We start from the raw sequence: 14,314 nt of genomic DNA on the forward strand, positions 1-14,314 counted from the left end.
AATCTATGAAAATCGGCATCATTGGTGCAATGGAAGAAGAAGTTACGCTGCTGCGTGACAAAATCGAAAACCGCCAAACTATCAGTCTGGGCGGTTGCGAAATCTATACCGGCCAACTGAATGGAACCGAAGTTGCGCTTCTGAAATCGGGCATCGGTAAAGTTGCTGCGGCACTGGGTGCAACTCTGCTGTTGGAACACTGCAAGCCAGATGTGATTATTAACACCGGTTCTGCTGGTGGCCTGGCGCCAACGCTGAAAGTGGGCGATATCGTTGTCTCGGACGAAGCACGTTATCACGACGCGGATGTCACGGCATTTGGTTACGAATACGGTCAGTTACCTGGCTGCCCGGCTGGCTTCAAAGCTGACGATAAACTGATCGCTGCCGCTGAGGCCTGCATTGCCGAACTGAATCTTAACGCTGTACGTGGCCTGATTGTCAGCGGCGACGCTTTCATCAACGGTTCTGTTGGCCTGGCGAAAATCCGCCACAACTTCCCGCAGGCCATTGCTGTAGAGATGGAAGCGACGGCAATCGCTCATGTCTGCCACAATTTTAACGTCCCGTTTGTCGTAGTACGCGCCATCTCCGACGTGGCCGATCAACAGTCTCATCTTAGCTTCGATGAGTTCCTGGCTGTTGCTGCTAAACAGTCCAGCCTGATGGTTGAGTCACTGGTGCAGAAACTGGCACATGGCTAAGTCACTGTTCAGGGCGCTGGTCGCCCTGTCTTTTCTCGCCCCTCTGTGGCTCAACGCCGCACCGCGCGTCATCACGCTCTCTCCCGCCAACACTGAACTTGCTTTTGCCGCCGGGATCACGCCGGTTGGGGTCAGCAGTTATTCCGACTACCCTCCACAAGCGCAAAAGATTGAGCAGGTTTCAACCTGGCAGGGGATGAATCTCGAACGCATTGTGGCCCTTAAACCCGATCTGGTGATTGCCTGGCGTGGAGGTAATGCCGAGCGGCAGGTTGACCAGTTAGCTTCGCTGGGAATAAAAGTGATGTGGGTCGATGCGACAAGCATTGAACAAATTGCCAATGCGTTACGTCAACTGGCCCCCTGGAGCCCACAACCGGACAAGGCTGAACAAGCCGCGCAATCTCTGCTGGACCAGTACGCACAATTGAAAGCGCAATATGCTGATAAACCTAAAAAACGTGTTTTTCTGCAATTCGGCATTAATCCGCCATTTACCAGTGGAAAAGAATCGATTCAAAACCAGGTACTCGAAGTTTGTGGCGGAGAAAACATCTTTAAAGACAGCCGGGTTCCCTGGCCGCAAGTTAGCCGCGAACAGGTGTTAGCACGCGCGCCACAGGCAATTATCATTACCGGCGGACCGGACCAAATTCCTAAAATCAAACAATACTGGGGCGAACAGCTCAAAATTCCCGTTATTCCTCTCACGAGTGACTGGTTTGAACGTGCAAGCCCACGTATTATCCTCGCTGCACAACAGCTCTGTAATGCGCTTTCACAGGTAGATTAGCGCCTGATCTTTTCAGGTGCTCAGTGGGGATAGAACAATGCTCGTCTATTGGCTGGATATAGTCGGCACAGCGGTATTTGCCATCTCCGGCGTTTTGCTAGCCGGAAAATTGCGTATGGACCCTTTTGGTGTCCTGGTATTAGGCGTGGTTACCGCAGTAGGCGGCGGGACAATTCGCGACATGGCGCTGGATCACGGCCCGGTCTTTTGGGTGAAAGATCCCACCGATCTGGTTGTTGCAATGGTGACCAGCATGCTGACGATCGTGCTGGTGCGCCAGCCAAGACGCTTACCGAAATGGATGTTGCCGGTGCTGGATGCCGTTGGTCTGGCGGTGTTTGTCGGCATTGGCGTGAATAAAGCCTTTAATGCGGAAGCCGGTCCGTTGATCGCGGTTTGTATGGGCGTCATTACTGGCGTTGGCGGCGGGATCATTCGTGATGTACTGGCCCGCGAAATCCCCATGATTTTACGCACAGAAATCTACGCAACTGCCTGTATTATCGGCGGTATTGTCCACGCTACGGCTTATTACACATTTTCCGTACCCCTGGAAACAGCCAGTATGATGGGCATGGTCGTGACGCTATTGATTCGGCTGGCGGCTATTCGTTGGCATCTTAAGCTACCGACGTTTGCGCTGGATGAGAATGGGCGTTGAAGAGAGAAGATGTGCCGGAGAGTTTATCCGGCACATGAACAACAGATTAGATGCTGAAGGAAGAGCCGCAACCGCAGGTGCTTTTCGCGTTCGGGTTGGTCACGATGAAACGAGAACCTTCCAGACCTTCGGTATAGTCAACGGAACCGCCGACCAGATATTGCAGGCTCATCGGGTCAACCACCAGGCCTACGCCCTGTTTTTCGATGGTCATATCGCCTTCGTTCACCTGATCATCAAAGGTGAAACCATACTGGAAGCCGCTACAACCGCCACCGGTGATATACACGCGTAATTTCAGATTCGGGTTATCTTCGTCAGCGATCAGGCTTTTAACTTTGTTGGCTGCTGCGTCGGTAAACTCCAGCGGCAGTGCTACGTCATCACTCATATTTTGCTCCAAACGACATCGGCAATTGGGCAAATTCTAACCCAATAATAATCGCCATTATCTAATACCCTGGTATTTCGTTCAAGTATTCTCGCTGGCTGATGCGGCCTTGCTTCGCGCCAGTTGCTCAGCTTCCTGTTTTGCCAGCGTGCGCGCAAGAATCGCCGAGTATAGCGGTTTCCCGCCGGTAAATTGCGCTAATAGTGTTGCGCCAAGACCGGTAATAATCATTGGCAAAATGAGCTGATAGTTATCGGTCATCTCCAGAACCAGAATGATCCCCGTTAACGGCGCGCGAATAGAAGCCGCCAGTAACGCCCCCATTCCGGCAATAGCAAACGTCCCCGCCTCAAGGTGATATTGCGGAAACAGCTCAACGGCAACCATTCCGAAAGCGGTACCCAGCACAGTACCCAGCGCCAGCATAGGGGCAAAAATACCGCCCGGCGCACCGGAAGAGAAGCAAAGTAAGGTAGTAATGACTCGCGCGACGAAGATAAACACCAGCATTCCCATGCTGAAGTTCCCCGCCGTGGCGATAGGAATCAGGTTAAAACCGCCGCCCGAAGTTGCTGGTGCCACAAACCCCAGCAATCCACACAGACCGCCAATCGCACCGCCCATTATCACCCATTTAGTAATATTGCCGCCGTGCACACGGTGCAGTAAATCCTGCATCCCCAGCACCCATTTATTAAAAATAGGGCCGAAAATGCCAAAAATAATACCGAGGATCAGATAAAGCCACAGTGTATTAAGCGGCGCGTCAGAAAGTTTACCGACGTCAATCAACGCAACTTCATGATTAAAAATCCGGTACATAATGGTTGACATAATGACACCAATAAATACCGCTTTAATCGAAATTAACGTATAGCGAAACTGCGGACGCATCTCTTCGATAATAAACAAAATACCCGCCAGCGGCGCATTAAAGGCCGCCGCCAGACCCGCTGCTGCACCGGTTGCCAGCAGCGTATGGCGCGCTTCATCACCTTTCAGGCGGAATATATCAAGCACCATCCGACCGATATTACCGCCGATCTGCACGGTTGGCCCTTCACGCCCCAACACCATGCCGCCGCCGAGTGTCCCAAGCCCGCCAAAGAATTTCACCGGCAATACACGCCACCAGCGAACGGGACGTTGATCTTCCAACGCCCCTTCAATTTCCGGGATCCCCGAGCCACCGGCTTCCGGCGCGTATTTGCGCACCAAAAAGTAGCCGAACATCGCCAGCACTGCCGAACAGAGAAAAGCGACGGTTAACAGTAGCGGATAATTATCGGCCGTATGGACCAGCGCCCCCATCCGTTGGTTCTGTAACCAGGCGACGCCTTTGTCAAAAGCAACCGCTGCCAGCCCGACAAGCGTGCCGACGACGGCAGCCATAAACAAAATAGCTAACGGGGTTTTATCGCGCTCAAGAAGTTGGCGAATCAGTTGTCTGCGTCGCAGGCGCGCGGCCTGCGGTGTTTCTAAAGAGGGAGTATCAGTTTTCATCCAATGATCACTTATTGGTCATACAAATAAGATGACGGCATTTTACTCGCACGTTCCATGAAAATCCTTTGCAAAGCGTAATGTTTCAAATGCACAAAACTTTTATACTCTAAGAAATCAGGATTGTACCAGTACAAGCAACCTGACGTTTGACGAGTATTTAACTTGTTATGAATAACATAGAATAGCAGCCATTCACTTTTTCTACGAATCAGGAACCCTCCATGAGTAAGTCTGAAAATCTATACAGCGCAGCGCGCGAGCTGATCCCTGGCGGTGTGAACTCCCCTGTTCGCGCCTTTACCGGCGTGGGCGGCACTCCACTGTTTATCGAAAAAGCGGACGGCGCTTATCTGTACGATGTTGATGGCAAAGCCTATATCGATTATGTCGGTTCCTGGGGGCCGATGGTGCTGGGCCATAACCATCCGGCGATCCGCAATGCCGTGATTGAAGCCGCCGAGCGTGGTTTAAGCTTTGGTGCACCGACCGAAATGGAAGTGAAAATGGCGCAACTGGTGACCGAACTGGTCCCGACCATGGATATGGTGCGCATGGTGAACTCCGGCACTGAAGCGACAATGAGTGCCATCCGCCTGGCCCGCGGTTTTACCGGTCGCGACAAAATCATTAAATTTGAAGGTTGTTACCACGGTCACGCTGACTGCCTGCTGGTAAAAGCCGGTTCTGGCGCACTCACGTTAGGCCAGCCAAACTCGCCGGGCGTTCCGGCAGATTTCGCCAAACATACCTTAACCTGTACTTATAACGATCTGGCTTCTGTACGCGCCGCGTTTGAGCAATACCCGCAAGAGATTGCCTGTATTATCGTCGAGCCGGTGGCAGGCAATATGAACTGTGTTCCGCCGCTGCCAGAGTTCCTGCCGGGTCTGCGCGCACTGTGCGACGAATTTGGCGCATTGCTGATCATCGATGAAGTGATGACCGGTTTCCGCGTGGCGCTGGCTGGCGCGCAGGATTATTACGACGTGGTGCCAGACCTCACCTGCCTGGGCAAAATCATCGGCGGTGGAATGCCGGTAGGCGCATTCGGTGGTCGTCGTGATGTGATGGATGCGCTGGCCCCAACCGGTCCGGTCTACCAGGCAGGTACGCTTTCCGGTAACCCGATTGCGATGGCAGCCGGTTTCGCCTGTCTGAATGAAGTCGCGCAGCCGGGCGTTCACGAGACGCTGGATGAGCTGACAACACGTCTGGCAGAAGGTCTGCTGGAAGCGGCAGAAGAAGCGGGAATTCCATTGGTCGTTAACCACGTTGGCGGCATGTTCGGTATTTTCTTTACCGACGCCGAGTCCGTGACGTGCTATCAGGATGTGATGGCCTGCGACGTCGAGCGCTTTAAGCGTTTCTTCCATATGATGCTGGATGAAGGTGTGTATCTGGCACCGTCGGCATTTGAAGCGGGCTTTATGTCTGTGGCGCACAGCATGGAAGATATCAATAACACCATCGATGCTGCACGTCGGGTATTTGCGAAGTTGTAATGATTTTGCCTCGCCCACCGGGCGAGGCATTTTATTAACGGCTCTGCTTTCTCAACAAATAGATAAAATACGGCGCGCCGATAAAGGTCGACAGCAGCCCCGCTGGGATCTGGAATGGAAACAGCACCATCCGCCCACACCAGTCAGCGAACACCAGCAGTAAACCACCCACCAGCGCCGAAATTACGATGTGTGGCATCGTCCGTCGAAAGCCCATCATCCGCGCAATATGCGGTGCCATTAAACCAACAAAACTCAACGGTCCAATGGTCATTGTCGCGGTCGCCGTCAGGCAAGCCGCTAACAGCAGCAGCGCAATTCGCGTCGGCGTCAGCGCCATTCCCACGGCTCGTGCGGTATCACCTCCCAGCGGTAAAATGGTCAGCCAGCGGCGGCACAGCGGGGTAATCGCCAGCAAAATCACCATCACAATTCCGGTGCGCCAGACCTGCGCATCGGTCGCGTTGTAGGTCGAACCGGAAATCCAGGTCAGAACTTGCGCCATTCGCGGGTCACCACTTGCCTGCAACATCATCAAAAGCATGGTGAACGCGGTACTTAACGCCATCCCCGCCAGTAACATGCGGTGTGGAGAAAATCCACCGCGTCCGGCGGCGATCATAATGATCAACAGCGTCACCGCCGCCCCGAGACTTCCCGCGGGTAACAGCCAGCCAAAGGCATTACCCGGCACCAGAAACAGCATTAACACCACGCCAAACGCCGCGCCGGAGCTAATCCCCAGCACTTCCGGGCTTGCCATCGGGTTGCCGGTCAGCCGCTGAATAATACAGCCCGCCACTGCCAGCATGATGCCCGCAAACAGTGCCGCCATAATTCGCGGCCAGCGCCAGGGCATTAAATCATCGAGCAGCGCCCCGCTCGCCCACGTCCAGCCGTGCGCATCACGACCAAACGACAGCGCCACCACCACAGCAATTATCAGCAGCACCCCGCCAGCAAGGGCAAACGCCAGCACATGTTGGCGTTCAGTCGCGACACGATCGTTGGCCTTCATATCCGGCGCACTGATGCTGCGTAAACGCGGCAGCAGCCACAGTAACAGCGGCGCACCTATCAACGCCGTCACCGAACCGGTAGAAACTTCCATCCACACGCGAGTCAGCCAGAGGATGATTTGATCGGAAAGCCAGAGGATCAGCGCACCAATCAGTGACGCCAGCATCAATCGTGGCAACAAACGCCTCGCCCCCAGCATTTTTGCCAGCAGCGGCGCGAACAACCCGATAAAGCCGATAATCCCCACCGCGTTCACCAGCAGCGCACTGATGACTATCGCCAGCGACAGCGCCGCCAGACGCGCGAGCGATAAAGCCAGTCCGAGATTACGCGCCACGCCATCATCAAGCCCCATCAGGGTTAATGGACGAAGTAGCAGTAACGTCAACATCACGCCGCCCAGCAGCTGTGGCCATAAACGCTCAACGCCGCCCCAGTCGGTTTGCGTTAGCGTTCCGGTGCTCCACAGGAACATGCTTTGTAGCTGGTCGTGATGGAAGATAACCAGTAACTGATTGATTGCCCCGCAATAAAGGCTCACCACAAGCCCCGCGAGGATCAGCGTTACCGGCGAAAGCCGTTTCCCCCACGCGACGCCAAAAACGATTAAGCCAACAACGCAAGCTCCCGCCAGCGCAGCAAACTGGCTCGCCATCGCACCGGGGATAGCCCAGAGCGTCGTGACGGTAATTCCCAGTTGCGCACCTGTTGCAACGCCAAGCGTCGTCGGCTCCGCCAGCGGGTTACGCAGCACTTGCTGAAACAGCACGCCCACCAGCCCCAAGCCCGCGCCCACCAGCAGCGAAATCGCCAGACGCGGCAGCAAGCTGTAGTGAAAAATCATCTGCTCGATGACATCGATATCCGGCGACCAGGTGGCCTGCGCCCACTGGCTACGCGGCAGCGCCTGCGAGAAGTTCATCCAGGTGAGCATCGCTGTGGCAATCACCAGCAGCGCCAACAATAACGCCGGGAAAAGCGCAATACGTTTACTCACGCTTTACCTCCAATGGCGTTATCCAGAATACGCACAAAGTGCATTGCCGAGAGCGTCGCACCATAAAACCAGACTGCAGGTACGCGCTGAAAGCGTCCGGCGCGGACAAACGGCATAGCCTGCCACAGCGGCGTCGCCATTAGGGTGTCCATGTCTTTGCTGTTGTCGTGATCAAAACAGAGCACATCAACGTCTTTATACGCTGCCAGACGATCGATACTGACGGCGGTACTGCCCCAGAAGTTGGTTTCTCCCTGCCAGGCATTTGGGATGCCGTACTCATCGAGAATTTCCTGGAACAGGCTGTTCGGGCCAAAGACCAGCATATGGCGCGGATCGATAAGCGTCGTCAGTAATAATGGGCGCGCACCACGCTTCACAAAGCGGGGTTTCATGCTGCGGATAAAGTCTTCATAGTGCGCTAAATGCGTTTCTGCTGCGCTTTGCAGGTTAAGTAAATCTGCCATTTCCGTCAGTGACTTACGCGCCATCGCCAGCGGCTGTTTGCCGTCGCTGAAGTTAAATCCGCGCCCCGGCGCAATACGTGCCAGCATTTCTGGCGAAGGGCCATATCCTGCCGACCAGACCATAAACGACGGCTTCATTTCGGTCAGCAGTTCAAGGTTAGGTTCTGTCCGCAAACCGACGTCAATCACCGATTCAGGTAATGGCGGTTCGCTGACCCACAGGCGATAGTTGATGGTATCCGCCACGCCGTAAGGCACGATGCCGAGCGCCAGCAGTAATTCCACCGGCAACCACTCCAGCGCCACAATACGATTGGGATCAATAGCCGCCGCGCGGGCGGTATTCATCTGCCATAACAACGGAGAAAGCGCCATCGCTGTTAACAGTCGACGGCGCGTAATTAGAGGTAAGCCACTCATCAATAAACAAAACTCACAGGTGCAGCACCCGCCGGATGCGGCAAAATTCCCATCGGGATGCCATAAATCATTTCGAGGGTTTCGCCGCGCATAATTTCCGCAGGCGTTCCCTGAGCAATCATTTCACCGCCGCGCAGGGCGACCAGATAATCACAGTAACGCGCAGCCATATTGATATCGTGCAGCACGGCAATGACCGTCAGGCCACGCTCCTGACTTAAACGATGCACCAGCGCCAGCACATCAACCTGGTGGGCGATATCCAGCGCCGAGGTCGGTTCGTCGAGCAACAGACAACGGCTATCCTGCGCCACCAGCATGGCGATCCACGCCCGTTGACGTTCGCCGCCAGAGAGGCTATCGACCAGCCGATGCGCCAGCGGTTTTAAGCCAACCAGCGAGATAGCCTCTTCGACCTTTTCGCGATCTGCCGCGCCAAAGCGCCCCAGCGCGCCATGCCACGGATAACGACCAATCGCCACCAGTTCACGCACCGTCATCCCTTCTGCCGGGGGAAGCTGCTGAGGCAAATAAGCCACTTTGCGAGCAAACGCTTTGCTGCTCCAGCTTTCCAGCGGCTGGGCATCAAGAAGAATCTCCCCTTCTGACGGTGGCTGATGGCGGCCCAACATTTTTAACAGCGTGGATTTACCAGAGCCGTTGTGACCAATCAGACCGGTCACTTTCCCGGCAGGAAAGGTTAACGACAGCGGATGCAAAAGCGTGCGCCCGGGCACACGAAAGGAGATATTACGCAGTGCAAAAGTGGTATCGGAATGATTCGTGTATTCCTGCATAACAGCCAACTTGTGAAACGGGCACGGAAATCCGTGCCCCAAAAGAGAAATTAGAAACGGAAGGTTGCGGTTGCAACGACCTGACGTTCTGCGCCCCAGAAGCAGCCATAGGTCTGGAAGCAACTGGCAACATACTCACGATCGAGCAAATTGTTGACGTTAACAGCAAGGCTGGATCCCGCCATACCAAAGCGTGCCAGATCATATTTTACAACAGCATCCATTACAGCTGCGCTACCCACTTTAAAAGTGTTTGTCGGATCACCATAGCTGGAACCAATAAAACGACCACCTGTTCCCAATGTTAAACCAGAAAGCGGCCCTTCATTGAAGGTATAATCCCCCCAGAGAGATGCCATATGCTCCGGTACTTGTTCTGGAGTTTTACCTTTGAGATTAGTATCTTTGGTGTATTCCGCATCGGTGTAAGTATAAGAAGCCGTCAAGTTAATATTGGCATTTAACGCGGCTTTTGCTTCAAGTTCCACACCACGAGCGCGAATCTCACCTGCTGGGACTTGCGCTAACGGGTTTGTTGGGTCTGCTGTCAGGTTATTTGTTTTCGTCAATTGATAGACTGCGCCCGTAACAACGACCGGCATATCATTCGGAACATATTTTACGCCAGCTTCATACTGTTCACCTTTCGATGGCTTATAGGAAACGCGCGGGTTGCTCCATAGATCGAAAGCACTCGGTTCAAAGGACTGGCTATAGCTAAAGTAAGGTGAAATACCATTATCGAATAAGTAATTTACACCACCGCGCCAGGTGAACTGATGATCATTGCGCTCAATATAACCTTCAGTCGGCGTATAAGAGTTTTCACGAACAGTAGTCGCTTGCTTAGACCAATCGTAACGTCCCCCTAGAGTGAATACCCATTTATTCCATTCCGCCTGATCCTGAACATAAATACCTGTTTGTTTGCTTTCATTCATCTGGTATGGCTCTGCGCTACCAAATGCAAAGTATTCAGGATAATATTTGTTATAAAGATCGATGGATGGTGCGGATCCAAAGCTGGCATTGATATCATTGCGCATACGCATGAAGTCAACCCCTGTCAGCAAAGTATGCTCGACTTCACCTGTAGCAAATTTACTTTCAAGTTGGGTATCAACGCTAAAGTTTTGCAGACGCTCATTATCCACCACTGTCCCGCGGTTTAGGGTATGACCATCGGCGGCGATCCCTGTGCCATAAACACTTTTCTGTGAGGTTTTCATTTCACTGAAACGCAGATTCTGACGCACGGTGAAGGTGTCATTAAAACCATGTTCAAAACTATATCCCACCATTTTCTGGTTACGGGAGTATGTATTATTCGACGCACCTTCATTGAAGTCAGTCGGTAGACGCTTACCATTAGGCAATGGCTCAACGGTCCCCTCTTTCGGCAACCAACCGTAATAACCCGTTTCAGGTTCATTCTGGAAATAGGACAGGAAAGTAAAATTAGTTTTGTTGTCCGGACGCCATGAGAATGATGGAGCAATGGTATAACGCTGAGATTCAGAGTTTTTCTGCTGTTCGTTTGTTGAGCGTGCGAGGCCAGTCAAACGGTAGGAGAACTCACCGTTATCATCCAGTGCATCACTGAAATCGAATCCGGTCTGAAACAGATTATCCGTCCCCATTTTAAACTGAATTTCTTTCAGGGGTTCAGTTGTCGGACGCTTACTCACCATAGAAATAATCCCACCAGGATTACTTTTCCCATAGAGAACAGACGTCGGACCACGCATCAGTTCAACCCTCTCGAGCATGTAAGGATCAATCACAGCATCGTTATAAAAGTTGCCCTGAAGTTTTAGCCCATCAAGGTAGTTATTTTGATTCAGACCAACAGATGAGAAACCACGAATGATAACAAAATCATATGTATTAGAAGCACCACGACTGCTAACCGTAACACCAGGTGTATAACCTAATGCTTCTTTTACAGACTGAAATTGATGCATCTGCATCTCTTCATTTGTCACAACCGAAATAGACTGCGGCGTTTTTTCAATTGGTGTATCCGTTTTAGTCGCAGTAGCAGAGTGCTTCGCCGCAATAGTTGCAGCTGGCCCCCATGCGCTTTCTTGCGGCGCTGGTGCAGCGGTAACGGTGATAGTGTCTTCTTTCGGTTCAACCGCTGCCTGTGCGTAAACAGACATGCCGCTAACCGCTGTGGCTACTACAACTGCAATTTTACGCAGTGAGTGTTTTGGCTGAGCAGTTTTGGAACGCGCCATTGGTATATCTCTGATGTAAAGTGAATGATAACGTAAACGAGAATGATTATTATAAAGATAAGATAATATTCGAAACGCTGGCGGGTTCGCAAGCGGTACGCAATCTGAGCGTTCCTGAAGGGTTAATAAACAATCAGATGAAAAGAAAGGGTTAATACTTTGGGTAGGATGTTATTTTACCGGATGGCGACTCGCCATCCGGTATGTCACGCTTAGACGTTAATTACTACCAAACATATCCTTGATCCAACCGGCTACACCGTCACTGTCTTTCTGCTCTTGCTGAGCAGGTTGCTGTTGCTGCTGTTGCTGCGGCTGAGAAGACTGATCAAACGGATTGCCTGACGGTTGCTGCTGCATCTCACTCTGCTGGCACAGCGATTGCGGATCGCTGGTCCAGACCGGTAAGACACGCATGCCCCCGCTGCAGACAAAGTTGCCGTCATAGTCCACGCCCATATCTGCAATGTCTTCTGGCGGAACAAGATTCAGCGGTGTTGGCGTCTGGTTAGCCAGATAACGCTGATAAATCGACATTGCCCCGCTGGCTCCATACAGTTTGGTCGGCTGGTTGTTATCACGGCCTACCCAGGTGATGGTCACCGTGCTGCCGTCAATGCCCGCAAACCAGGTATCTACGTTGTTGTTGGTAGTACCCGTTTTCCCTGCCAGATGCAGATTTGGATATTTCGCCCCAAGCTGACGTCCCGTACCGCGTTGTACCACCTGCTGCATGGTCCATAGTGTCAGATACGCCGCCTGAGCCGGAACAGCGCGTTCCGCCTGCGGGAAGCTCTGATACAGTACCTTGCCATCTTCCGCGATTACCGAACGCAGCGCAGAAAGCGGTGCTCGGTTACCACCACTAGCGATGGTCTGGAACGCCTGCGCCACTTCAATTGGCGTTAAGTTCAACGCCCCCAGCAGCATTGCCGGAACCGGATGCAGCTGATCTTTCGGTACGCCCAGTTTAATCCAGGTATCCGTAACCGCAGGCAGACCCAGCGCCATCCCCAGATTCACCGTCGGCACGTTCATCGAACGTGTCAACGCATCCACCAGCATCACTCTGCCACTTTCGCTATAACGACGATCATCGTTCTGCGGTGACCAGACTTGACCGTTCGGCTGACGCAGCGCGATTGGCGCATCGGCAATCCACGTGTTCAGGCGATAGATTTTCGGCTGGCTTAAGGCCGTCAGATAAGTCGCTGGTTTTGCAAGGGAACCAATCGAACGACGCGCCTGCATCGCACGGTTGTAACCTGCAAACTGCGGCTCAGAACCACCGACCATCGCACGAACTTCACCACTAAAGCGGTCGACGACCACAATTGCCGTTTCCAGATCGCTTAACTTACGCTGTTTCTTCAGTGCCGGAATGCCTTCCACGGCGGCTTTTTCCGCCGCGTCCTGAGCCACCGAGTCAAAGGTAGTGAAGATCTTCACGCCGGAGAGATCTTTTACCTTATCGCCTAATTTCGCCTGCAGCTCCTGACGCACCAGTTGCATAAAGGCTGGCTGTGGAGAGATTACCCCACCACGCGGCTGAACCCCCAGCGGACGTGCACTCAACATGTCATAGAGCTCTTGATCAATAATCTGCTGTTGTTGCAGCAGACGCAGCACCAGGTTACGTCGCTCCAGCGCCAGTTTCGGGTTACGCCACGGGTTGTAGATGGACGCTCCTTTCACCATACCAACCAACAGCGCCTGCTGGTCGAGACTCAGCTCTTCTACCGGGCGACCAAAGTAGTACAGGCTCGCCAGCGGGAAACCGCGGATTTCGTTGTCGCCGCTCTGACCGAGATACACCTCGTTCATATACAGCTCAAGAATGCGGTCTTTGCTGTAACGCGCATCCATGATCAGCGCCATGTAGGCTTCGTTCGCTTTACGCCAGTAAGAACGTTCGCTGGAGAGGAACAGGTTTTTCACCAACTGTTGCGTCAGCGTACTCGCTCCCTGCACCGTGCGTCCGGCGGTCAGGTTTGCCAGCACCGCACGTCCTATGGAGTAGAGACTGATCCCATCATGCTCGTAGAAATGACGGTCTTCAGTCGCCAACAACGTATCCACCAGCAAATCCGGGAAACCACTGCGCGGCACAAACAGACGCTGCTCACCGTTTGGCGAAGAGATCATGGTGATCAGACGCGGATCAAGACGGAAGAAACCAAACTGACGGTTGTTCTCCATATTGACGATGGTCGCCAGATGATCGCCATCAAAGGTCAGACGTGCACGCACCTGCCCTTCTTTACTGTCCGGGAAATCAAACGGACGACGGATCATCTCAATGCTGTTGGCCTGCACGGTAAACTCGCCAGGGCGCGTCATTTTCGACACCTGGCGATACTGGGTCGCCTCCAGCAGCTTCACCATCTCGTTTTTGCTGATGGTCATGTCTGGCTCAAGGTTGACCATTCGGCCATAAACAGCCGCAGGCAATTGCCAGACTTTGCCATCAATACGGCTACGAATTTTTTGATCGAGATAAACACCGTAAATGGCGATCAGCACGGCAAAAACGATAGCCAGTTTTAGCAGCAGCCATAGCCAGCCGCGTTTGCCACGAGGCTTACGCCCTTTGCCTTTGCCCTTACCTTTGCGCGGCATCGGTTCTTCATCCTCATAGTCATCATAATCGTCGTAATCATCGTCATCTTCGTAACGACGACGGCTTACCTTTTGTTTGACCGGACGCGTCGGTTTCCCTTTGCGTCCAATTGGCTCGCGGTCATTCCCGGCCATGCTTTTTCTCCGCAATATTCAGGCGCAAAAGCCCGATTTTCTGTTCTTCTGTAACAAGACAG

Annotated in this window: 13 protein-coding genes; 4 read left to right on the plus strand and 9 right to left on the minus strand. The window is 53.0% G+C overall.

Going from position 1 to position 14,314, the window contains the following annotated elements; genetic code table 11:
- Positions 1 to 5 precede the first annotated feature (5 nt).
- From mtnN to AACU19_RS03825, 3 genes are read left to right on the plus strand one after another with little or no spacing between them, the layout of a single operon-like run.
- Entirely contained in the window at positions 6 to 704 is a 699-nt protein-coding gene (mtnN, locus tag AACU19_RS03815) for a 5'-methylthioadenosine/S-adenosylhomocysteine nucleosidase (RefSeq protein ID WP_000689844.1), read from the plus strand.
- Positions 697 to 1,497, plus strand: a complete 801-nt coding sequence (gene btuF / locus AACU19_RS03820; RefSeq protein ID WP_001353450.1) for a vitamin B12 ABC transporter substrate-binding protein BtuF — start codon at positions 697 to 699, stop codon at positions 1,495 to 1,497. The genes mtnN and btuF overlap by 8 nt, the downstream gene beginning before the upstream one ends.
- Before the next feature lie 37 nt (positions 1,498 to 1,534).
- On the plus strand, positions 1,535 to 2,158 hold the full coding sequence (locus AACU19_RS03825) for a TRIC cation channel family protein (protein WP_000964221.1): 624 nt from the start codon (positions 1,535 to 1,537) through the stop codon (positions 2,156 to 2,158).
- A gap of 46 nt (positions 2,159 to 2,204) precedes the next feature.
- On the opposite strand, the gene erpA is transcribed toward AACU19_RS03825, so the two are convergent.
- The 4 genes from erpA to yadX are packed head-to-tail and all read right to left on the minus strand — an operon-like array spanning position 2,205 to position 4,111.
- Positions 2,205 to 2,549: an iron-sulfur cluster insertion protein ErpA gene (erpA, locus tag AACU19_RS03830; RefSeq protein WP_001295564.1), complete on the minus strand. Its 345-nt coding sequence runs from the start codon at positions 2,547 to 2,549 to the stop codon at positions 2,205 to 2,207.
- The gene (gene yadW / locus AACU19_RS03835; RefSeq protein WP_120795373.1) at positions 2,542 to 2,607 is read right to left on the minus strand and encodes a small protein YadW; all 66 of its coding nucleotides are present in this window, start codon (positions 2,605 to 2,607) and stop codon (positions 2,542 to 2,544) included. Before yadW ends, erpA begins: the two co-directional genes overlap by 8 nt.
- Positions 2,608 to 2,630: 23 nt before the next feature.
- Positions 2,631 to 4,052 carry a H(+)/Cl(-) exchange transporter ClcA gene (clcA, locus tag AACU19_RS03840; protein WP_088541428.1) on the minus strand — a complete coding sequence of 474 codons (1,422 nt, stop codon included), beginning with the start codon at positions 4,050 to 4,052 and terminating at the stop codon, positions 2,631 to 2,633.
- Positions 4,053 to 4,063: 11 nt separating this feature from the next.
- Positions 4,064 to 4,111: a protein YadX gene (yadX, locus tag AACU19_RS03845; protein WP_211180485.1), complete on the minus strand. Its 48-nt coding sequence runs from the start codon at positions 4,109 to 4,111 to the stop codon at positions 4,064 to 4,066.
- 165 nt (positions 4,112 to 4,276) lie between these two features.
- Here yadX and hemL point away from each other — a divergent pair, with 165 nt between their 5' ends.
- A complete protein-coding gene (gene hemL, locus AACU19_RS03850; protein WP_000045287.1) occupies positions 4,277 to 5,557 on the plus strand; it encodes a glutamate-1-semialdehyde 2,1-aminomutase in 1,281 nt (426 codons plus the stop codon).
- A 34-nt stretch (positions 5,558 to 5,591) separates the two neighbouring features.
- Here the strand turns inward: hemL and fhuB are convergent, their stop codons facing one another.
- From fhuB to mrcB, 5 genes are all read right to left on the minus strand, one after another.
- Complete coding sequence (fhuB, locus tag AACU19_RS03855) at positions 5,592 to 7,574, minus strand: Fe(3+)-hydroxamate ABC transporter permease FhuB (RefSeq protein ID WP_105278697.1); 1,983 nt, start codon at positions 7,572 to 7,574, stop codon at positions 5,592 to 5,594.
- Positions 7,571 to 8,461 carry a Fe(3+)-hydroxamate ABC transporter substrate-binding protein FhuD gene (gene fhuD / locus AACU19_RS03860; protein ID WP_032183234.1) on the minus strand — a complete coding sequence of 297 codons (891 nt, stop codon included), beginning with the start codon at positions 8,459 to 8,461 and terminating at the stop codon, positions 7,571 to 7,573. Before fhuD ends, fhuB begins: the two co-directional genes overlap by 4 nt.
- Positions 8,461 to 9,258, minus strand: coding sequence for a Fe3+-hydroxamate ABC transporter ATP-binding protein FhuC (gene fhuC / locus AACU19_RS03865; protein WP_001158929.1), 798 nt, complete (start codon positions 9,256 to 9,258; stop codon positions 8,461 to 8,463). The genes fhuD and fhuC overlap by 1 nt, the downstream gene beginning before the upstream one ends.
- A gap of 50 nt (positions 9,259 to 9,308) precedes the next feature.
- Positions 9,309 to 11,498 (minus strand): ferrichrome porin FhuA, encoded by a 2,190-nt coding sequence (fhuA, locus tag AACU19_RS03870; protein WP_046082495.1) that lies wholly within the window; start codon positions 11,496 to 11,498, stop codon positions 9,309 to 9,311.
- A 219-nt stretch (positions 11,499 to 11,717) separates the two neighbouring features.
- Complete coding sequence (mrcB, locus tag AACU19_RS03875; protein WP_105278698.1) at positions 11,718 to 14,252, minus strand: bifunctional glycosyl transferase/transpeptidase; 2,535 nt, start codon at positions 14,250 to 14,252, stop codon at positions 11,718 to 11,720.
- Positions 14,253 to 14,314: the final 62 nt, after the last annotated feature.

Source organism: Escherichia sp. MOD1-EC4550, from assembly GCF_963876935.1.
GTDB lineage: Bacteria > Pseudomonadota > Gammaproteobacteria > Enterobacterales > Enterobacteriaceae > Escherichia > Escherichia coli_F.

Bases quoted from the DNA above. Each gene is read 5' to 3' on its own strand.
- mtnN (WP_000689844.1), top strand. From the start codon at position 6: ATGAAAATCGGCATCATTGGTGCAATGGAAGAAGAAGTTACGCTGCTG.
- btuF (WP_001353450.1), top strand. From the start codon at position 697: ATGGCTAAGTCACTGTTCAGGGCGCTGGTCGCCCTGTCTTTTCTCGCC.
- AACU19_RS03825 (WP_000964221.1), top strand. From the start codon at position 1,535: ATGCTCGTCTATTGGCTGGATATAGTCGGCACAGCGGTATTTGCCATC.
- erpA (WP_001295564.1), bottom strand. From the start codon at position 2,549: ATGAGTGATGACGTAGCACTGCCGCTGGAGTTTACCGACGCAGCAGCC.
- clcA (WP_088541428.1), bottom strand. From the start codon at position 4,052: ATGAAAACTGATACTCCCTCTTTAGAAACACCGCAGGCCGCGCGCCTG.
- hemL (WP_000045287.1), top strand. From the start codon at position 4,277: ATGAGTAAGTCTGAAAATCTATACAGCGCAGCGCGCGAGCTGATCCCT.
- fhuD (WP_032183234.1), bottom strand. From the start codon at position 8,461: ATGAGTGGCTTACCTCTAATTACGCGCCGTCGACTGTTAACAGCGATG.
- fhuC (WP_001158929.1), bottom strand. From the start codon at position 9,258: ATGCAGGAATACACGAATCATTCCGATACCACTTTTGCACTGCGTAAT.
- fhuA (WP_046082495.1), bottom strand. From the start codon at position 11,498: ATGGCGCGTTCCAAAACTGCTCAGCCAAAACACTCACTGCGTAAAATT.
- mrcB (WP_105278698.1), bottom strand. From the start codon at position 14,252: ATGGCCGGGAATGACCGCGAGCCAATTGGACGCAAAGGGAAACCGACG.